Annotated in this window: 15 protein-coding genes; 11 read left to right on the top strand and 4 right to left on the bottom strand. The window is 65.5% G+C overall.

Annotation, left to right across the window (positions count from 1 at the left end; translation table 11 throughout):
• From ACYDAT_RS07120 to ACYDAT_RS07110, 3 genes are all read left to right on the top strand, one after another.
• Positions 1–1,776, top strand: a 1,776-nt coding sequence (locus ACYDAT_RS07120; protein WP_461449222.1) for a TnsD family Tn7-like transposition protein, incomplete at its 5' end; no start/stop codon positions are given.
• A 56-nt stretch (positions 1,777–1,832) separates the two neighbouring features.
• Complete coding sequence (locus ACYDAT_RS07115; RefSeq protein ID WP_461449220.1) at positions 1,833–2,201, top strand: hypothetical protein; 369 nt, start codon at positions 1,833–1,835, stop codon at positions 2,199–2,201.
• A complete protein-coding gene (locus tag ACYDAT_RS07110; RefSeq protein ID WP_461449218.1) occupies positions 2,198–3,529 on the top strand; it encodes a TniQ family protein in 1,332 nt (443 codons plus the stop codon). The genes ACYDAT_RS07115 and ACYDAT_RS07110 overlap by 4 nt, the downstream gene beginning before the upstream one ends.
• Before the next feature lie 442 nt (positions 3,530–3,971).
• Here the strand turns inward: ACYDAT_RS07110 and ACYDAT_RS07105 are convergent, their stop codons facing one another.
• The 4 genes from ACYDAT_RS07105 to ACYDAT_RS07090 all read right to left on the bottom strand — a co-directional run bounded on the left by ACYDAT_RS07105 (position 3,972) and on the right by ACYDAT_RS07090 (position 11,610).
• Positions 3,972–5,417, bottom strand: coding sequence for a hypothetical protein (locus tag ACYDAT_RS07105; protein WP_461449216.1), 1,446 nt, complete (start codon positions 5,415–5,417; stop codon positions 3,972–3,974).
• Positions 5,395–7,950, bottom strand: coding sequence for a hypothetical protein (locus ACYDAT_RS07100; RefSeq protein WP_461449214.1), 2,556 nt, complete (start codon positions 7,948–7,950; stop codon positions 5,395–5,397). The genes ACYDAT_RS07105 and ACYDAT_RS07100 overlap by 23 nt, the downstream gene beginning before the upstream one ends.
• Before the next feature lie 766 nt (positions 7,951–8,716).
• Entirely contained in the window at positions 8,717–10,543 is a 1,827-nt protein-coding gene (gene glmS, locus ACYDAT_RS07095; RefSeq protein WP_461439924.1) for a glutamine--fructose-6-phosphate transaminase (isomerizing), read from the bottom strand.
• 59 nt (positions 10,544–10,602) lie between these two features.
• Positions 10,603–11,610 (bottom strand): NAD-dependent epimerase, encoded by a 1,008-nt coding sequence (locus tag ACYDAT_RS07090; RefSeq protein WP_461439925.1) that lies wholly within the window; start codon positions 11,608–11,610, stop codon positions 10,603–10,605.
• Positions 11,611–11,864: 254 nt separating this feature from the next.
• On the opposite strand from ACYDAT_RS07090, the gene thrS reads away from it, so the two are divergent.
• From thrS to ACYDAT_RS07050, 8 genes are all read left to right on the top strand, one after another.
• Positions 11,865–13,769 carry a threonine--tRNA ligase gene (thrS, locus tag ACYDAT_RS07085; RefSeq protein WP_461449212.1) on the top strand — a complete coding sequence of 635 codons (1,905 nt, stop codon included), beginning with the start codon at positions 11,865–11,867 and terminating at the stop codon, positions 13,767–13,769.
• A gap of 172 nt (positions 13,770–13,941) precedes the next feature.
• Positions 13,942–14,469, top strand: coding sequence for a translation initiation factor IF-3 (infC, locus tag ACYDAT_RS07080; RefSeq protein ID WP_461439929.1), 528 nt, complete (start codon positions 13,942–13,944; stop codon positions 14,467–14,469).
• A gap of 201 nt (positions 14,470–14,670) precedes the next feature.
• Entirely contained in the window at positions 14,671–14,868 is a 198-nt protein-coding gene (gene rpmI / locus ACYDAT_RS07075) for a 50S ribosomal protein L35 (RefSeq protein ID WP_297900616.1), read from the top strand.
• 11 nt (positions 14,869–14,879) lie between these two features.
• Positions 14,880–15,239, top strand: coding sequence for a 50S ribosomal protein L20 (gene rplT, locus ACYDAT_RS07070; RefSeq protein WP_461439928.1), 360 nt, complete (start codon positions 14,880–14,882; stop codon positions 15,237–15,239).
• Positions 15,240–15,391: 152 nt separating this feature from the next.
• Positions 15,392–16,387: a phenylalanine--tRNA ligase subunit alpha gene (gene pheS / locus ACYDAT_RS07065; RefSeq protein ID WP_461449210.1), complete on the top strand. Its 996-nt coding sequence runs from the start codon at positions 15,392–15,394 to the stop codon at positions 16,385–16,387.
• Between the two features lie 12 nt (positions 16,388–16,399).
• The gene (gene pheT, locus ACYDAT_RS07060) at positions 16,400–18,781 is read left to right on the top strand and encodes a phenylalanine--tRNA ligase subunit beta (RefSeq protein ID WP_461449208.1); all 2,382 of its coding nucleotides are present in this window, start codon (positions 16,400–16,402) and stop codon (positions 18,779–18,781) included.
• A 2-nt stretch (positions 18,782–18,783) separates the two neighbouring features.
• On the top strand, positions 18,784–19,080 hold the full coding sequence (locus ACYDAT_RS07055; protein WP_461440533.1) for an integration host factor subunit alpha: 297 nt from the start codon (positions 18,784–18,786) through the stop codon (positions 19,078–19,080).
• The gene (locus tag ACYDAT_RS07050; RefSeq protein ID WP_297900632.1) at positions 19,064–19,417 is read left to right on the top strand and encodes a MerR family transcriptional regulator; all 354 of its coding nucleotides are present in this window, start codon (positions 19,064–19,066) and stop codon (positions 19,415–19,417) included. The genes ACYDAT_RS07055 and ACYDAT_RS07050 overlap by 17 nt, the downstream gene beginning before the upstream one ends.
• The last annotated feature ends 7 nt before the right edge of the window (positions 19,418–19,424 follow it).

The following is a 19,424-nucleotide window of genomic DNA, read 5'->3' as shown; positions in this document are numbered from 1 at the left end:
CACGCGTCTGCATTCCGCGCTTGGCTACTTGTCACCCAACGACTATGCAAGGAGACTGAAAACCGCAGACCATGCGTCCACCACAAACCCGGCTTCTTGATCTCCGGTTTCAGGGGACAGCTTCACGTCCACGCATGGAAGACGGCACGGGTGCTTTTCGGCGGGCGACACCTGGGCACGCAGCATGATTTCCCCAGTGCTCTGGATGCACTGGTCACAAGGACGCAGGGGCTTTGGGGCCGCGCAGAAGACATCGCCACCGAACGCACACTGCTCCGGTTCTTCAGGCCATTTCTCGCCGCTGAGGACCTTGCTGCTGCGCTCCTTACGATGCGGAGTCCATCGGTTGCGCACCTGAAGTTCTCGCTGGGACTGCTGACCAGCCGGTTCGGAGCCAGCCACCCTCTCAAGGCTTGTCCGGTCTGCATTCGCGAGGACCTGGATAGGTACGGCTGGTCCTATTGGCACGGCGCCCACCAGTTTCCAGGTATCTGGATTTGCGCCGAGCACGGCGAGGCGCTGCTCCAGTCGTCGGTCAAGACCACGGGCATTGGGCGGTTTGAGTGGCATCTCCCTTCCCCGGATGCGTTGTGCCCATGGTGCGATGGGTCATCATCAGCGGAGATGGCCGGACTCGGCACTCTTACGGCGCTGATTGGCGCCGTGGTCAACGCGCCGCGGCGATCCGGCTGGATCGCTGACAGCCCGATCGGGTCGGCCGTTGGCCGGAGGCTTGCGGCGCGCGGCTGGGTCACCGCGGGCGGATCTCTCCGGATCCGTGCAGCCGCGGAGAACTACCTCGACTACTGCATCCCGCTGCGAAGTGCTCCGGATTTGCCGGAGCTTCCGGCTGCGCGCGAGGATGCCGAGCGCCAAGTGGGGCGGCTTTTGCGGTCGATTCACGACGGAACGCATCCGCTCCGAATCCTGGTGGCGATTGGCTGGTTGTTCGGAGACCTCGAGAATTTCGTGGCGGCACTGGCAACTGAAGGCGAGCCCGTCGACACGCCCGCCACCGACCCCGACCCGGAGGGCAATGCGCACGCATCCGGTGACGGTCGGCGTGAACGGCTGATCCAGCTACTGGTAGCGGGCCATTCGGCGCGTTCTTCAGCAAAGATGATCGGTGTCGATGTGAACACGGCAATCCATTGGGCAGTCGCGGCAGGCATCGCCATCCAGCGACGACCCAAGGTCCTTATTCCCTCGCTGATCTGGGAACTGTCCGCAGACTTGCGCCAGGGCCTGACGAAGGGTGAGGTGGCCGAGAAGCGCGATGTTCCGATGCACATCGTGACCCGTCTGCTTCATACGCAGGTGGGCCTGCACGCGGCGTGGAAGCGCGCCCTCGCGGCCCGCAAGCAGACCGACATGCGGCGTCGCTGGGAGGCAGTGAACCGGGCAAACCCAGGCATTGGCGTGAAGCTGTCGAGAGCAATGGAGCCTGCGGCTTATGCCTGGCTGTACCGGCATGACCGGACCTGGCTACGGGAACACAGTCCCATGATCGCGCCCGAGGGGCCCAGGTCGCGCCGGCATGGTGTCGATTGGGATGCACGCGACGAGCATCTGAAGGACGCCGTCGAGCGCGCGGCGCTGGAATTTGTCATGGCGGCCGGAGCCAAGAAGCTTCGTCTGGGCGCACTGTGCCAGGCGGTGCCATCGCTCAAGGCCAAGCTCTCAGCGCTGCACAAGCTTCCGCGGACGCGCCGCGCGCTCGAACAGGCGCTTCAAAGGCGGTGCCCTCTCGACGTGGGTCCGCGCCTGCTGCCCTAACGGAGCCACGTGTTTCTCTAGTTGCATGCAGATATGCATTTTTATATGCTTTACGCATGCAAGATCCAGAACTCCAAGCCCGGTTGCTGCGTGTCGCTGAGACATGCAGGCGCCACAACATCGGCCAGATGCAGATCGCGGCTGCGGTCGGGGCGAGCCAATCGCAGGTGAGCCGGATCATCGGCGGCCGTGGGCAGCGTCTGACCCGGCTCACAGAGGAGGTCTGTCTGTACGTCGAGAGGCTCGCCTCGGGCGGCGTGACGGTCGATGCGGTTCGCCAGAACGACCAGCTCATCGAGTCGCTGCGTGAAACCTGGGATGGCTCGTCGGCGCACGCACATGCACTCTCGGCCGTGATTCGCTCACTTGCGGCGCTTGGGGCAGTGCGTGGGCAGAGTCCAGCGAGTTCGGAGGATCATTCGTGAACCTCATACGCCCGGTCCTGCTGCCTGACGAGCATGCCCTGGGCTTTGAAGGTCGATTGAACCGGCTCAACGGCATCATCAATCCCCGACGCACGTGGGGAATCATGCAGGCCTGGGCAGCGATCGTGGGACTTGAGAAGGCGAGTCAGTCGCGTGCCGAGCTCCTTGCGAACGTTGCAGGCATGGAGCTCGGCGAATTCCTGTGCAGCCATACGACGTTCACCTATCGGTGCGCGTTCGTCAGCGAGCGGGACCAGCTTGCCCAGGCGGACGGCGCGAGACCGACGCCACGGATCTTGCGCCTCAACGCACTCGCGACGTTACGTAATGAGCTCTACCTGTGTCCGGAGTGCGTGGCCGCCGATAGTGCTGGGCATGGAATGTCGTACTGGCGCCGTACGCACCAGCTGCCGGGCGTGTTCTGGTGCGCCCAACATGGCTGTGCGCTGCACTTTGTGGACATGACGCGGGCCATGACGGACTCGCCGGAAGCACTGCTCGATCAGTCCACTCCCGTCGACGGGGACTGGGTAGACCATCTGCGCGGAAGCGCGTCGGTCTCCCGATTTCGGGACCTTGGCAATTACCTTTCCCAGCGAAAAGCCCCTCTCGACGAGCGGGATGTCTCGCTACTGGTCAGCCGATTGGCAAGATCTCGCGGAATCGACACCCGCAAGCGCGCGTGCCCGACGCCACGCATTGCTGGATTGCTCGCGGGGGCGTTTGATGCGGGGTGGTTAGCCACAACGATCCCAGCTGTCGTCGCCCAGCGCCGCAAGGCCATCAGCGCCGATCGTGCCCTATTGGGCAAGCGAGCCCATGTGTCTACACAGGTGTACGTTGCTGCCCTTGCGGCAATGGTTGATTCCGCAGAAGGGGCAATAGCCCTGTTGGATGAGGCCCGGGAGGAATCAGCACGAGTGCCCGAGTGCTCAAGGAATCAGCGGAGTCCCCGATACGAGGATGTGCGCGATGCCTACGTTGCCGCACGTGGCAATGTTGTCGTGGCAGGTGAATCCATTGGGTTGTCAAAGAAGCAGGCCCTCAATCATTTCCGTGTGATCGGGCTGCCTGGTCTCGCCTGCTATTCCAGGGCGGGCGCCAAGGTTGCGTTGAGACTATTCCTCCTGGAAGGCCGATCACTCGAAGAATCAGCGAGAAGCGCGGGAATCACCTTGTCGGATCTGGAAGCAATATTGCGGACGTCGGCGGCGCCGATCAGGGAGGCGCTGGCGAAGGCCGGCGGTAGTTCGCCACGCCGCAGGGAAGTTCGGAAGCCACGTGTGTGCGCCGACACCGATTTAAGCTATGCGCAGGGTTTGCGGTGAGCCGGTTGGAACGCGCAGAAATTCAAGCCTGGCCCCATGCGCAGCTCGTTTGCGATGGCTCAGTCACCGATCGGCATGTGGCTCAAATCGGCGTCGGCGCCAACAGGCTTACGGCAGCTTCCGCCAGCAAGAACGAAAGCGGGCAGTCGGAACGGAATCGGGATGAGGGCAAAGGCGGGGCCGTCCGCCTCGGCCGTTGACAGGACCGGCCACACACACTGGTGGCGGGGCGACCTGGGTGGCACTGTGCGACCCCAAGCAGACATCGGAATCGACCCATGCGTTGCTCAGGTACGCAACGCTTCGACTACGAGCGCGAACGCGGGTGAGTGCTGACGCCGACTCGGTCAATAGAGGTGGTAGCCCGGGAATGGTGGGCACCAGTCCTGCAGTACACGCACGAGGCGCATGCTTCGCGTATGAGAGCAAAGCCGACGCGTACTTAGCGCGACAACGCGCTCGGCCGAGCCAGATGACCCTGGATCACCAGCACGCAGATCGACACGGCGCCTTGGGCCTGGGTGCGGATGTCCAGCAGCGCCTCGGGCGGCACCGGCGCCGTCTTCTTATCGCTGCTGTCGAGCACGCACAAGATCGCCGTGCGCTTGGATTTGGCGACGGCATAGCTGGCGGTTTGGGCGAGGAACGATTCGCACTGGTCGACCGAGCTGATCAGCGTGTCGACGGCCTTGAGCTCGATTGGCATTCCGCGCAATGACAGATCGGTGATGCCCCCGGCGGCATGGGCGTGCTCGTCCAGTTCCGCGCCGATCAACGGATGGCGACGCAACTCTGCGCGCACATACCGTTGAAACGCCGCTTCATCCCACCTTCCCTTGAACTCGGCGTCCTGAACCGCGCGGCCGGCCAGATTGCAGAGCATGGCGAGCACGAGCAGCGCATCGGCGGTTTCCGCTTGCGGCACGCCCGGGCGGCGACGTAGCGCTTCCCGAAGTGCGAACAGCGTTTTGTCCAGCCCCGGATAACCGCAGATTTGCAGCTTTGTGGCGTCGGCACCGTCCACGATCAGCGTGCGGTGGCCTACGACGGCCACCGGTTGATCCCCGCGTTCAGGGATGAACTCGGCGGTGTATTTGAACTCGAAGGCGCGCGCGTGCATGCCTTGGGGTAGCAACAAGGCGGCGCGACCACTCTGCCGCATCGTGTACGGCGCTTCGCCGTCGGGCTTTTCGAACTGGAAGCTGGGGAAGTCGTAGGTCGATTTCGGCTCCACGGAGATCGGCGTCAGCCGCAGCTCTCGCTTGTCTTGCGGCCAGCGCGACACGCGCACTTCGATCTCCAGATCGTGAACTTCACGAGCCGCCAGCTGGTGCACTTCCGCGGCTGGTTGGCCATCGAACTGGAACTTTAAGAACGCCACGGTCAGATCGACCAGCGGTTCTTCTTTCGGGTCCGCCAGGTCCGCCTTGACGGCCCAGTCCGGTTTTACCGGCTGCGCGAAGATGCCGATTGGCAGCGGCACGGCGGAGAGCGCCCGGGCAATGTCGGCGACTTGATCGGTCGATTCCAGGGTTGCCAGGCCTTCCGCGGCGGCGCGCAGATCCGCCGCGGCATCGCTGTGGCCATAGTCATCCAACCATAGGCGGTGACGCTCGCGGGCGCTGCGCAGATACCGGTCAGCATCCTGCTCGGCGTCAAGGACGGCCCGGCGCCAATGCGCCAGCATGTCGACGACGCGCACGATGCCGCCGAAGGCGTTGTATGCCGTTGCGGCCGCCGCGCTCGACAAGGCCACCGATACCGAATCCAGGGCCACAGCCAGCACCTTCAGATCGTGGGGCGGCCACTGACCTTGGGCGATCGCCGCCAAGGCTTCTACGGCCTGCAGGCGCGGCTGCAAGGACTCAGAAGAGAGGGAATTTTTCATAGTTCTTTAACAGTTGCGCCAGCTCGCCGTCGGTCTGCATCCAGGCCTGACCCAGGGCCAAGGCCTCTTCCAGTTGGCCCTCGCTGATCAAGTATTCGAAGCGAACGCGGCGCTCGAGCTGCTGCGCCTGCAGCCGGCGCGCGCGCTCCCGCACGGTGTCGGGGAAGGCGGCCACGTGCAATGCGGCCACCTGCGTTGCGCCCAGCCAGGCGCGATCACGCGAGAGCAGCTCCACGAACGTGCCGCACAGCTGGGGGTTGGTCGGGTCGGTCGCCACCGCCTCCAGGATCGCCGGGACCTTGGGCGCGCACGCGCCCAAGGGAAGATCCGCCGCCAGCTCCAACGCATGCTCGAGTTCGTAGTCTTCCCGGCAATGACCGACCCAGCCCAAGACCAACGCCGCCCATCCGTCGAGGTGCTGAATCTGCCTGAGGAAGTAATGGTGTCCGCTACGCAAGAGCACCGACGGTTCCAGTTCTGCCACCAGGGCCAGCAGCACCTGGCCCTGAGCCTCGGGCATAGGGCCTTCGCCTCGGTACGTCGTCACCTTCGCCTCGATGCACTCGAGCAGGAACTCGGGATCCTTGCCTCGTCGATAGGCGACGATGAGGTTATCCAGTGCGGCGGCCACCAAGCGGTGGAAGTGGGCCGGAAGCCGAAGTCGCCCCAGCGCCTGCACCGCTGCCTTGTGCACGACGACGTAGGGATCGAAGAGCATCAGGACCAGGCTGTCGGCGACCAGGTCCGGCAGATCGGCGAATCGCTGGCTGCCGATGTCCTTGAGTGCGTTGGCGGCCGCGGCGCGGCCGGCGACCGAGGCACCGACCATCGCGCCGTACAGGTAAGGCAGCATGGCCTTAAGGCCGACGCTGGTCGCAAGCAGCGGCGCGATCTCCCGCACGATCGCCGCCTCGAACGAATCGCCGAGCAGGCCGCGCTGGCTGAGAAACGCCTCGAAGCGGGCCAGTCCCTCGGTATCGGCGAGCGCGCCGTGGATGGCCAGCTCGAGCAACGCCGCACGCAGATCCCAAAGGCTCGAGCGGCGGTTGGCTTTCTCCATTTCCGCCAGCGGATGGAGAGGCGTCAGGACGCTGGGCTCTGGCTCTGGCGCCTGCAATTTGGAATCGAGAACCGCGGCCGTGCCCAGCAGCACGTCCATCGCAGCCTTCGCGGCCGCTGCGAGCGCAGCACTCTGACGTCGACACGCGCCCAGGACCTGCTGGGTGACCGCGCTGTTGCCCGAGGTCGCCGCCAGCGCCGCCAGCCGTCGAATCGCCACGACGAACGCATGGGTGTGGGCCGGCTCCACAACGAGCGTGGTGTCACGATCGCGATGCGCGTGGCGCAGCACGTGTTCGTAGACCCCCGCTACGCGGCCTTCGCCGTCGTCCGAGGCACTCTCGAACTGGCGCATCAGTTCTTCATCGGCCAGGTCGGGGGCAGCCAGGAAAGCACCGGCCAACGCCACCTGAAGGTCATGGGCGATCTGGCGCAGCTCGGACTCGCGCTCGATCTCGACTAGGACATCCAGCCGGGACAGGTGCGCCGCCAGCGGACGCAGGAAGGGGCGGACCCATCGCTCGTTTCGAGTGATCAGCAGGCCCATGGCCCGGGTGGTCACGCCCACCCGGAGTTGATCGCGGCGGGTGAGCAAGGCGAGCAGGCCTCGCTCGACGGGCTCGGGAAAACGATCCGCCAGTTGGATCAGCGGATTCGGATTGCCGTCGTCGTGGTGCGGGTGGCCAAACTCCGAGCGGGGTGGCGTCGCGACGCACGCCAGGCCGATGACCGCCTCGGGGACGTCGGCGGCATCGATGTGTTCCAGTCGCTTCGTCACCGTCGCTGCGGCGAGGTCGAGCGCATACCCCTGTCGCAGGCATTTCATGGCGCAGCGGACCAGTCGAGGCTGGTCCGGCGTGTCGGCCAGAAGGGTCAGCCCGGCCGCTTCCAACCAGTGGTCGTCACCTTCCAGGACCGAGAACAGGTATTCGGTTAGCGCTGGCACGAGCATTTCCGGCGCCAGGCGGGCGCTCTCGATTACGCGGATCGCCGCCTGATCGTTGCGATCGGCATCGAGCCGATCCAGATCGTCCATGAAGGTCTTGGCCAGGACCGGCAAAATCGTCCGCAATTCGGCGCGGACGGCCGCGCGAGCCTGTAGGGCCGCCCCCTTGGCGCGTTGCGCTTCCTGCGCACGCGTCTGTGCGTCCTGGCGATCGGCGTCGCGTTGAGCCACCAGCATGGCGAGGTTGGGCAACGCGACCGGCACGCGATGCGGGCAGCTCACGCAATGGGCGTCATGGAAGCGCACCGCGGATTCTTCCAGCAGCCAGGTCGCCATTCCCGAGGCCGGGGCGAAATCGCACACCATGGCGTGGTGTCCGATGGGCAGGCCGGTTTGCATCTCGATCAGGCCCGTGCCGCCGAACTTCTGCACGCGGGCATGACGGCACCAGTTGTGGATCAGGCGTTTGGCGTCCTGGTTGCGCTCGCCGCTCCAGATCGCGCGCTCGATATCCGGATCCCGACTCACCCAATCGCTCCTGTCACGATTGCCTGTCTCCCCGGCAGAGTGTACCCGTTGCCTGCACGGGGCTTGGCCAGGCCCTCTTGGCCCGGGTGGTTTTCCAGGCAGGAGCGGCCAATGCGCTGGCGGTACCCGCGGCCTCGGTCTTGGCTTACCTATCGCCCAGGACTGCGTCCCGTGTTCGCCGCGCAAGCGTGGAGCAGGACCTTAAACGGTGTCATTTCCCGACAACTGCACCTGAAACGGCGGCGTTTCCACACAGTTCGGTAAAATAACGAAATGCACCGTCGCCGGCGAACATAAACGATTTCAGTCACCTAGCCGTTAATGTCGGGAGGTGCCAAAGGTTTAGGGTGCGGCGACAAAGTCCTAGGCGGCGCGTTGCGGCAGGTGTCCGCTAAGGGGGGCCTGCGGCCGGTCGAGCTGTTCTTGCAGACGCTCTCGAGTCGTGGCGCCTTTGAGCCCGTCCGTGGATGGTTTGAGACCGTTCCAAGTGGCCTGGTTCAGACCGCTACGGGCAACAGGTTTGATCAGAATACGCACGCGCGGCCTGCTCGATAACAAGCGGGCAGAGGCTGCAGGCAAATAAGCGCCGGGGATAGCTGTGGCGAGCATGCGCAGGCTCGCTGAGCTGTACGTTCACGACTTTAGACGAAACGAAAATTGCGTCATGCCTGCAAAGCCGCACCCAGCCTAGGCCCCTGTTCACGACTTTAATGACCTGTTCACGACTATATTTGGTTAGAACAGTTTGGCTTCGAACTCGCGCGGTCTATTCCACCGTCACCGATTTGGCCAGATTGCGCGGTTGATCGACATCGGTGCCGCGCAGCACGGCGACGTGGTAAGCCAGCAGTTGCAGCGGCACGGTCAGCACGGCCGGGGCGATCATCTCGCCGCCCACGTCGAGGCGCAGCACGCGCGTGGGATCTTCGCCTTCCAGCGCCGAATTGCGGTCGGCGATCAGGTACAGCTCACCGCCGCGCGCGCGTACTTCCTGCAAGTTGGACTTGAGCTTGTCCAGCAGCGCGTTGTTGGGCGCCACCGCGATCACCGGCATGTCGCTGTCCACCAGCGCCAGCGGACCGTGCTTGAGTTCACCGGCGGGGTAGGCCTCGGCGTGGATGTAGGAGATCTCCTTGAGCTTGAGCGCGCCCTCCATGGCCACCGCCTGCTGCGTGCCGCGGCCGAGAAACAGCGCATGCTGGCGCGGCACGATGCGCGCGGCCAGCGCCTCGATGTCGGCATCGATGGCCAGCGCCTGTTCGAGCATGCGCGGCAGATGCGCCAGCTCGGCGACCAGCGCATCCAGGCGCGCTTGCGCCAGGCCGCGCGTGCGCGCCAGTTCCAGCGTCAGCAGCGCCAGCGCGGCAAGCTGCGTGGTGAAGGCCTTGGTCGAGGCCACGCCGATCTCGGGGCCGGCGCGGGTCATCAGCTTGAGGTCGGCTTCGCGCACCAGCGAGGACTCGGGCACGTTGCACAGCGCCAGCGTGCCCAGATAGCCGCGCGCGCGGGTTTCGCGCAGCGCCGACAGCGTGTCGGCGGTTTCGCCGGATTGCGAGATCGCCACGAACAACGTGCCGGGCGGCACCACCACTTCGCGGTAGCGGTATTCGCTGGCCACCTCGACGCAGACCGGGAGATGCGCCAGCGCCTCGATCCAGATGCGGGCCACCAGTCCGGCGTGGTAGCTGGTGCCGCAGGCGACGATATGCAGGCCCGCCACGCGCGCCAGCAGCGCGTCGCCGCCGGGGCCGAAGATGTTGGGCAGCGGGCCATGCGCGCCGAGGCGACCCTCCAGCGTGTCGGCCACGGCGCGCGGCTGCTCGTAGATTTCCTTGAGCATGAAATGGCGAAATTCACCCTTGTCGATGGCGTCGCTGCTGAGTTCGGTTTCATGCACGGCGCGCTGTACTGGCGCGCCATTGCGGTCGAACACGGCATAGCCGTCGCGGCGGATTTCGGCCAGATCGCCTTCCTCCAGATAAATCGCGCGGCGCGTGACCTGGATCAGCGCTTGCACGTCGGAGCCGAGAAAGTGCTCGCCGATGCCCACGCCCAGCACCAGCGGGCTGCCGAGGCGCGCGCCGATGATGCGCTCGGGATCGTGCGCGTCCATCACCGCGATGGCGTAGGCGCCTTGCAGACGCGCGATGGCGCGCAACGTGGCTTCGCGCAGGCCGAGGCCGCGCGCCAGCTCGATATCGACCAGATGCGCGATGACCTCGGTATCGGTTTCCGACTCGAACACGCGCCCCCGTGCCTGCAGTTCGCCGCGCAGTGCGGCGTGGTTTTCGATAATGCCGTTGTGTATGACGGTCACTCGACCGACCAGCAGCGGATGCGCGTTACCCTCGCTGGGCACACCGTGCGTGGCCCAGCGCGTGTGCGCGATGCCGGTGCTGCCAGAAAACGGGTCGGCCAGATAGCGCTGCTCCATCTCGCGCACCTTGCCCTTGGCGCGCACGCGGCGCAGGCCCAGCGGCGTGATCACGGCTATGCCGGCAGAGTCGTAGCCGCGGTATTCCAGCGCTTTCAGTCCGGCGATCAGGATCGGCGCAACATCACGTTGCGCCACGGCGGCGACGATGCCACACATGCGGCGTGCTCCGAGTGGGAAAATTGCAGGGCGATGACAATGATAAGACGCGTTTTGCTTCAGCGTCCGTAGTAATCGCGATACCACGCCACGAAGCGCGCGATGCCGTCCTCGATGCCGACACGTGGCTGCCAGCCGGTGGCGGCGCGCAGCGCGGAGACATCGGCCCAGGTGGCCTCGACATCGCCGGGTTGCATGGGCAGCAAGTTTTTCTCCACGCGCCGGCCCAGCGCCTGTTCCAGCAGATCGATGAAGCGCAGCAGCTCCACCGGCTGATCGCCGCCGATGTTGTAGATGCGAAACGGCGCAGCGGAGCGGCCGGGGTGCGGGTGCAGCGCGTCGTAGGCGGGATCGGGCGTGGCGGGCTGGTCGAGCACCGCCAGCACGCCGGCGATGATGTCGTCGATGTAGGTGAAATCACGCCGGTGCTGGCCGTGGTTGAACACATCCAGCGCTTCGCCGCGGCTGATGCGATCGGCGAACAGGATCGGCGACATGTCCGGCCGCCCCCACGGCCCGTACACGGTGAAAAAGCGCAGCCCGGTGGCGGGCAGGCGATACAGATGGCTATAGGCGTGCGCCATCAGTTCGTTGGATTTCTTGGTGGCGGCATACAGGCTGACCGGGTGATCGATCGCATCGGCTTCGTTGAAGGGCAGTTTGCGGTTGGCGCCGTACACCGAGCTGGATGAGGCGAACACCAGGTGCTGCACGGCGCCGTGGCGGCAGGCTTCCAGCACATGGCCGAAGCCGACCAGATTGCTCCGCACGTAAGCCTCGGGATTGCGCAGCGAGTAGCGCACGCCGGCCTGCGCAGCCAAGTGCGCCACGCGCTCGGGGTGGAATTGCGTGAACGCAGCGCGCAGCGCGGTGGCATCGGCGATGTCGAGGCGCACGTGTTGGTAACCCGGATGCGTGGCGAAGCGATCCAGCCGCGCCTGTTTCAGCGCCGGGTCGTAGTAATCGTTGTGGTTGTCGATGCCCAGCACGCGTTCGCCGCGCGCCAGTAGATGCTCGATCAGCGCGGCGCCGATGAAGCCGGCCGCGCCGGTGACCAGAATGCGCATGGAAAATCGGCCTGGGGGATGGGTGAAGTCTATCAGCCGTACCTGTCGCGCCGTTGACAGCGTGCGGGCCGCTGGCTAGCTTGCGTGCAGCTTCCACTGCATCGGGTGGCGCGCGGGCAACCGCAAGCCGAGCGTGTGACATGAGCACTACCCACTGAATCCATCCGCCATGCGTCGCGCCGACCACAAGGGCGTTCGACGCCCTTTTTTGTGGCCCTTTTGTGGGCCAGCGATTTGCCTTGGAATGCAATGCCATGATCCAGATCACCCTCCCCGACGGCAGCCAGCGCGGTTTCGAGCACGCGCCCAGCGTGCGCGATGTCGCCGCGTCCATCGGCCCCGGCCTAGCCAAGGCCGCGCTGGCTGGGCGCGTCGATGGCGCACTGGTCGATCTCAGCCGCGTCATCGAGCGCGATGCCACGCTCGAAATCATCACCGAGAAAGGCCCCGAGGCGCTGGAGATCATCCGTCACTCCACCGCGCACCTGCTGGCGCAGGCGGTGCAGCGCCTGTTTCCGGGCGCGCAGGTGACCATCGGGCCGGTGATCGACAACGGTTTCTACTATGACTTCGCCTACCAGCGGCCGTTCACGCCCGAGGATTTGCCACGCATCGAGAACGAGATGCGCAAGATCGCCGCCGAGGCCATGCCGCTGAGCCGCACGGTGAAATCGCGCGACGAGGCCGTGGCGTTTTTTCAGGGCATTGGCGAGACCTACAAGGCCGAGATCATCCGCGCCATCCCCGTGCAAGAGGAACTGTCGCTGTATTCGCAGGGCGAGTTCACCGACCTGTGCCGCGGACCGCACGTGCCGGATACCGGGCGCCTGAAGGCCTTCAAGCTGCTCAAGGTGGCCGGCGCCTACTGGCGTGGCGACAGCAACAACGCCATGTTGAGCCGCATCTACGGCACCGCGTTTCTCAACGACAAGGACCTCAAGACCTATCTGCATCAGGTCGAGGAAGCCGAGAAGCGCGACCACCGCAAGATCGGCAAGGCGCTGGACCTGTTTCACCTGCAGGAGGAAGGCCCGGGCCTGGTGTTCTGGCATCCCAAGGGCTGGTCGATCTGGCAGGTGGTCGAGCAATACATGCGCCGCGTGTACCGCGACACCGGCTACGGCGAGGTGCGCTGCCCGCAGATCCTGGATGTGTCGTTGTGGAAGAAATCCGGCCACTGGGACAATTACAAGGAGAACATGTTCTTCACCGAGTCGGAGAAGCGCACCTACGCGGTCAAGCCGATGAACTGCCCCGGCCACGTGCAGGTGTTCAACCAGGGCCTGCACAGCTACCGCGACCTGCCGATCCGCTACGGCGAGTTCGGCGCCTGCCACCGCAACGAGCCCTCGGGCGCGCTGCACGGCATCCTGCGCGTGCGCGGATTTACCCAGGATGATGGCCATATTTTCTGCACCGAGGAACAGATAGAGGCCGAGGTCGCCGCGTTCCACCGTCAGGCGCTGAAGGTCTACGCTGACTTCGGTTTCGCTGATATCCAGGTCAAGATCGCGTTGCGTCCGGACAAACGCCTGGGCGATGACAACACCTGGGACAAGGCCGAGCACGCGCTGCGCGCGGCACTGCGCGGCGCCAGCGTGGAATGGCAGGAACTGCCGGGCGAGGGCGCGTTCTATGGCCCCAAGATCGAATACCACCTCAAGGACGCCATTGGCCGCACCTGGCAGTTGGGCACCATGCAAGTGGACTTCATGATGCCCGGCCGCCTCGACGCCGAATACGTGGACGAGCACAGCCAGCGCCGCCATCCGGTGATGCTGCACCGGGCCATCGTCGGCTCGATGGAGCGCTTCATCGGCATTCTGATCGAGCACCACGCCGGCGCATTTCCGGTGTGGCTGGCGCCGCTGCAAGCCGTGGTGCTGAACATCACTGATGCGCATGCGGGCTATGCCGCCGGGGTGGCGCAATCGCTGGTGCGGCAAGGATTCCGCGTCGAAGCCGATTTGCGCAACGAAAAAGTGGGCTATAAGATTCGCGAACACACGCTGCAGCGCGTGCCCTATCTGCTGGTGGTCGGTGACCGCGAGGTGGAAACGGGCGCGGTTGCCGTGCGCGCTTTGAGCGGCGAGGATCTGGGCAGCATGGCGCTGCCCGATTTCGCCGCCCGCTTGGCAGCAGCAGCACAACCCGCTTAGGGACCTCTGAACTTGTTCAGACCTTCCTTGGGGTATCGGCACAGGATGTGCCTCGCTGCGATGCGCGCGTTGGCGCGAATCGCAGCAAAGGTGGCGCGGCTCTGCCGCGACCGTTTGCTTGCAAACCGCGGCAAGATGCCCGGTGGTGCAAATTGTTCCCGGAGACATCACGATCGCTACGCCTACCGAAACCAAGTCACACCGTCGCAACAACGAGATCCGCGTGCCGCGTGTGCGCGTGATCGACGCCGAAGGCGAACAGCTCGGCATCCTGACCCGCGAAGAAGCGCTGCGTGCGGCCGAGGAAGTCGGCATGGATCTGGTCGAGATCCAGCCCACGGCCGATCCGCCGGTGTGCCGCATCATGGACTTCGGCAAGTTCCGCTTCGAGCAGCAGAAAAAGACCCAGGCGGCCAAGAAGAAGCAGAAGCAGGTCGAGATCAAGGAACTCAAGTTCCGCCCCACCACGGATGTGGGCGACTACCAGATCAAGATGCGCAACCTGCTGCGCTTTCTCGACGAGGGCGATCGCGTCAAGGTCAACATCCGCTTTCGCGGGCGCGAGATGTCGCACCAGGAGCTGGGCTACGAGCTGGCCAAGCGCATCCAGGCGGACGTGACCGAGCAGGGCGTGATCGAACAGTTTCCAAGGCTCGAAGGGCGCCAGATGATCATGATGATCGCGCCCAAGAAGAAATAAGCGGCGCAGTCGCGCCACGGCGCGCGGTGGCCCCCATCGGCATGCAGCATCCGGCGCGGCTTTCGCGCTGGAAGCGGCATCGGTTTGCGTATAAACTGCACGGCCCGATTCGCTGTTGAATCGGATTCGCGGGTTCCGGCAGGGATGGCAAGCGCGGCAATCGCCGCCGCCGGGGTCAGTCCATAAAACCAGGAGCATTCCATGCCCAAGATCAAGACCAATCGTGCGGCGGCCAAGCGCTTCCGCAAGACGGCGAGCGGCAAGTTCAAGGCCGGCCACGCCTTTCGGAGTCACATCCTCACCAAGAAGTCCACCAAGCGCAAACGCAATCTGCGTGGACCCAACCATGTGCGCGCCTGCGACGCAGGCCATGTCGCGCGCATGCTGCCTTACCTCTGAGGATCTGACCCATGGCACGTGTAAAGCGTGGCGTCACCGCGCGCCGCCGTCACAAGAAAATCATTGGCCGCGCCAAGGGCTATTACAACGCCCGCCGCAAGGTCTTCCGCGTCGCCAAGCAGGCGGTCACGCGCGCGTTGCAGTACGCCTACATCGGCCGCAAGCAGCGCAAGCGTCAGTTCCGCGCGCTGTGGATCGTGCGCATCAATGCCGCCGCGCGCTTGCACGGCCTGTCCTACAGCCGTCTGATCAATGGCCTGACCAAGGCCGGGATTGTGGTGGATCGCAAGGTGCTGGCGGATCTGGCGGTGCATGACCTCAAGGCTTTCGGCGTGATCGCCGAGAAGGCCAAGGCCGCACTCGCCGCCTGAGCGCAATGGCCACCGGACTCGCGCCGGTCGGCATGACGCACTGTGGGGAGCGGGCTTGGGCTCGCTCCCCATTCGTTTTGGGGCTTCTGTTTTTTGGGCTGCGCTGCGCGATGGCGTGCCTTGTTGGCTTTACTTGATTTGCTGAGGCGTCGATGGACAGCTTGGCGGAACGCATCAATGCCGCGCGTGGCGCGATTGCCGCGGCGACCGATATGCAGGCGCTGGAAAGCCTGCGCGTCAGCCTGCTCGGCAAGAACGGGCTGCTGACCGCGGCGTTGAAGGAACTGGGTGCGCTGCCGGCCGATGCGCGCAAGCAGCGCGGCGCCGAACTCAACGTGTTCAAGACTGAATTGAGCGACGCGCTGGCCGCACGGCGCGACGTGCTGGAGGCTGCCGCGACGCAGGCGCGTCTGGCGCGCGAGGCGATCGATGTCAGCCTGCCCGGACGCGGCGCGATGCAGGGCAGTCTGCATCCGGTGGTCGAGACCGAGGCGCGCATCTGCGAGATCTTCGAGCGCATGGGCTATCAGCGCGCCGAAGGCCCCGAGATCGAGGACGACTGGCACAACTTCGAGGCGCTGAATTTTCCGCCGCAGCACCCGGCGCGTGCCATGCACGACACGTTTTATTTCGCCAGCGGCGAGCTGTTGCGCACACACACCTCGCCGGTGCAGATTCGCGCCATGCAGGGACGCCAGCCGCCGCTGCGCATCATCGCGCCGGGGCGCGTTTATCGCAGCGATTCGGATCAGACGCACTCGCCGATGTTTCACCAGGTCGAGGGCCTGATGGTCGGCGAGCAGGTCAGCTTCGCCGATCTGAAAGGTACGCTGGAGGTGTTCATCGCGGCGTTTTTCGGGCGCAGCTTCGCGATGCGCTTTCGCCCCAGCTACTTTCCCTTCACCGAGCCTTCGGCCGAGGTCGACATCCGCTGGGATGACGCCGCGGGCAACATGCGCTGGCTGGAGGTATTGGGCTGCGGCATGGTGCATCCGCGCGTGCTGGAGAACGGTGGCATCGATCCCGAGCGCTACACCGGCTTCGCCTTCGGGCTGGGCGTGGAGCGGTTCGCCATGCTGCGCTATGGCGTGGATGACTTGCGCGCGTTCTTCGACAACGACGTGCGTTTTCTGGCGCAGTTCGGCTGAGGGGCAGACACGATGAAATTCAGTGAACGCTGGCTGCGCGCGCTGGTGGGCGTCGGCGCCGATCGCGATGTGCTAGTCGAGGGACTGACCATGGCCGGGCTGGAAGTCGAGGCGGTAACCGCGCTCGGCGCCGGTCTCGATCACGTGGTGATCGGCGCGATCATCGAATGCCAGCCGCACCCGAACGCGGAGCGCCTGCGCGTATGCAGCGTCGAGGCAGGTCTGGCGGCGCCGCTGCAAATCGTGTGCGGCGCGCCCAACGCGCGCGTGGGCCTGAAGGCGCCGCTGGCGCTGGAAGGCGCGCTGCTGCCGGGTGATGTGCCTATTCGCGCGGTGGAACTGCGCGGCGTGCGCTCGCAGGGCATGCTGTGCTCGGCGCGTGAATTGGCACTGGACAGCGATGCTTCCGGCCTGCTGGAGCTGCCCGACGATGCCCCGGTCGGCCATGCGTTGGCCGAGTATCTGGGCTTGCCCGACGCCAGCATCGAGCTGAAGCTCACGCCCAACCGCGCCGATTGCTTTGGCATGGTCGGGCTGGCGCACGATGTCGCCGCGCTGTTCGGCGGCGCCACGTGCCTGCCGGACTGCGCGCCGGTGCCGGCGCGGAGTGCGCGCAGCCGCGCAATGCAGTTGCAGGCGGGCGAAGTCTGTCCCCGCTATTGCGGGCGCGTGATCGAGGATCTCGACGCGCAAGCACCCACGCCACTGTGGATGGCCGAGCGTCTGCGCCGTGCCGGTTTGCGCCCGATCAGCGCCATCGTCGATGTTGGCAACTACGTGATGCTGGAGCTGGGTCAGCCGCTGCATGCTTTCGACGATGCGCGGCTGGATGGTGCGATCGCGGTGCGCCGGGCGCACGCCGGCGAGCATCTGCGCCTGCTCGACGGCAGCGTGGTTGAATTGGATGGTCAATTGGTGATCGCCGATGCGCAGGGCGCGCAAGCGCTGGCCGGGGTCATGGGCGGCGCCGACAGCGCGGTCGGCGCGGGCACGCGCACGGTGTTTCTGGAAAGCGCGCACTTCGCGCCGGCCGCGATCATGGGCGTGGCGCGTCGCTTCGGCCTGCATTCCGACGCCGCGCATCGCTTCGAGCGCGGCGTCGATCCGGATCTGCCCGAACGTGCGCTGGAGCGCGCCACGGCACTGTTGCTGGCGGTTTGCGGTGGTCGCGCGGGGCCACTGCAGCGCGCCGAGTTGCCGGGTTGGATAGCGCCGCGCGCATCGATTCGCTTGCGTCGCGCGCGCCTGGCGCGCGTGCTCGGTCTCGCCATTCCCGACAACGATGTGGAACGCATCCTGCTGGCGCTGGACATCAAGCTCGCGCGCGAGACCGACGGCTGGCTGGCGCTAGCGCCGACACGGCGTTTCGATCTGGCGCGCGAAGAGGATTTGATCGAGGAAATCGCGCGCATCCACGGCTACGCGCGCGTGCCCAGCAGTCTGCCCAGCGAAGCCATGCCGGTGCAGCCCGATGCGCAGGCACGCATTCCGCTGCGGCGTTTGCGTGCGGCGCTGGCCGCGCGCGATTACCGCGAGGCGGTAAACCTGTCGCTGGTCGGCGCTGCGCTGCTGGCACCCTGGCACATGCTGGAGGCCTCGCTGCCGTTGGCCAATCCGTTATCGGCCGAGCTGGCGCGCATGCGCCCCTCGCTGCTGCCCGGCCTGCTGGCCGCCCTGCGCGCCAATCGCAATCGCCAGCAGTCGCGCGTGCGCCTGTTCGAGATCGGACGCAGTTTTCATCCGGCGCCCGCCGCGGAGCGCGAAGTCGAGCGGCTGGCGCTTGTGGCCTGCGGTACAGCCTCGTCCGAGCAATGGGGTTTGCCGACGCGCGCGCTGGATTTTCACGACTTCAAGGGTGATATCGAAGCGGTATTGGCTTTGCGCGGCGCTGACGCCGATGGCCTGTGCTTCGTGGCCGATGGCTTGCCCGCATGGCTGCATCCGGGCCGCGGCGCGCGCCTGCTGGACGGGACGCGGGAACTGGGCGTGATCGGCGCGCTGCACCCGCTGCTGGAGCAGACGCTGGGGCTGGAAACCATCGTCTACGCAGCCGAATTCGATCTGGCCCTGCTGCGTGCGCAAACCTTGCCGCGACCGCAGGCGCTGCCGCGCTTCCCCGGCGTGCGCCGTGATCTGGCCATCGTCGTGGCCGAGGCGGTCACCTGGGCACAGGTCGAGGCGCAGGCCCGCGCGGCCGCGGGCGAGGTGCTGGCCGAGCTGCGCCTGTTTGATGTTTATCGCGGCACCGGACTCGATCCGGGACACAAAAGTTATGCCATGGGCTTGATTTTGCAGGAACATTCGCGCACCCTAACCGATACCGACGCGGATGCCTGCGTGTCCCGGGTGCTGCAAGCACTGGCGCAGGCATACGCCGCGCGTATCAGGGGGTAGTCGTGGCACTGACCAAAGCAGAAATGGCCGAGCGGCTGTTTGCCGAAGTGGGCCTCAACAAGCGCGAGGCCAAGGAATTCGTGGACGCGTTTTTCGAGGCCATCCGCAAGGCGCTGGAAGACGGCGAACAGATCAAGCTCTCCGGTTTTGGCAACTTCGAGCTGCGCAGCAAGAATCAGCGTCCGGGCCGCAACCCCAAGACCGGCGAGGAGATCCCCATTTCCGCGCGGCGCGTGGTGACCTTTCGCGCCGGCCAGCGACTGAAACAGAGGGTTGAGGCATATGCTGGACCCAGGTAGCAACAGCGAGCTTCCGCCGATTCCGGCCAAGCGCTACTTCACCATCGGTGAGGTGAGCGATTTGTGCGGCGTGAAACCGCACGTGCTGCGTTACTGGGAGCAGGAGTTCTCCGGGCTCAATCCGGTCAAGCGTCGCGGCAACCGACGCTATTACCAGCGCCACGATGTGCTGATGATCCGCCAGATCCGTGCGCTGCTGTACGAACAGGGCTTCACCATCACCGGAGCGCGCCAGCGTCTGGAAGGTGGCCAGGCCAAGGTCGAGGCCAGCTATTCGGGGCAGGTGGCACGCCAGTTGCGTCAGGAACTGGAAGAGCTGCTCACCCTGCTGCGTTGAGGTGCGC

The organism is Metallibacterium sp., assembly GCF_054637675.1.
The sequence above is the reverse complement of the archived record's forward strand: the minus strand, read 5'-3'. Positions and strand labels throughout refer to the sequence as shown.

What these genes read in the sequence shown, in the direction of transcription:
- ACYDAT_RS07115 (WP_461449220.1), top strand. Translation starts at nt 1,833, where the DNA reads ATGCAAGATCCAGAACTCCAAGCCCGGTTGCTGCGTGTCGCTGAGACA.
- ACYDAT_RS07105 (WP_461449216.1), bottom strand. Translation starts at nt 5,417, where the DNA reads ATGAAAAATTCCCTCTCTTCTGAGTCCTTGCAGCCGCGCCTGCAGGCC.
- glmS (WP_461439924.1), bottom strand. Translation starts at nt 10,543, where the DNA reads ATGTGTGGCATCGTCGCCGCCGTGGCGCAACGTGATGTTGCGCCGATC.
- ACYDAT_RS07090 (WP_461439925.1), bottom strand. Translation starts at nt 11,610, where the DNA reads ATGCGCATTCTGGTCACCGGCGCGGCCGGCTTCATCGGCGCCGCGCTG.
- thrS (WP_461449212.1), top strand. Translation starts at nt 11,865, where the DNA reads ATGATCCAGATCACCCTCCCCGACGGCAGCCAGCGCGGTTTCGAGCAC.
- rpmI (WP_297900616.1), top strand. Translation starts at nt 14,671, where the DNA reads ATGCCCAAGATCAAGACCAATCGTGCGGCGGCCAAGCGCTTCCGCAAG.
- rplT (WP_461439928.1), top strand. Translation starts at nt 14,880, where the DNA reads ATGGCACGTGTAAAGCGTGGCGTCACCGCGCGCCGCCGTCACAAGAAA.
- pheS (WP_461449210.1), top strand. Translation starts at nt 15,392, where the DNA reads ATGGACAGCTTGGCGGAACGCATCAATGCCGCGCGTGGCGCGATTGCC.
- pheT (WP_461449208.1), top strand. Translation starts at nt 16,400, where the DNA reads ATGAAATTCAGTGAACGCTGGCTGCGCGCGCTGGTGGGCGTCGGCGCC.
- ACYDAT_RS07050 (WP_297900632.1), top strand. Translation starts at nt 19,064, where the DNA reads ATGCTGGACCCAGGTAGCAACAGCGAGCTTCCGCCGATTCCGGCCAAG.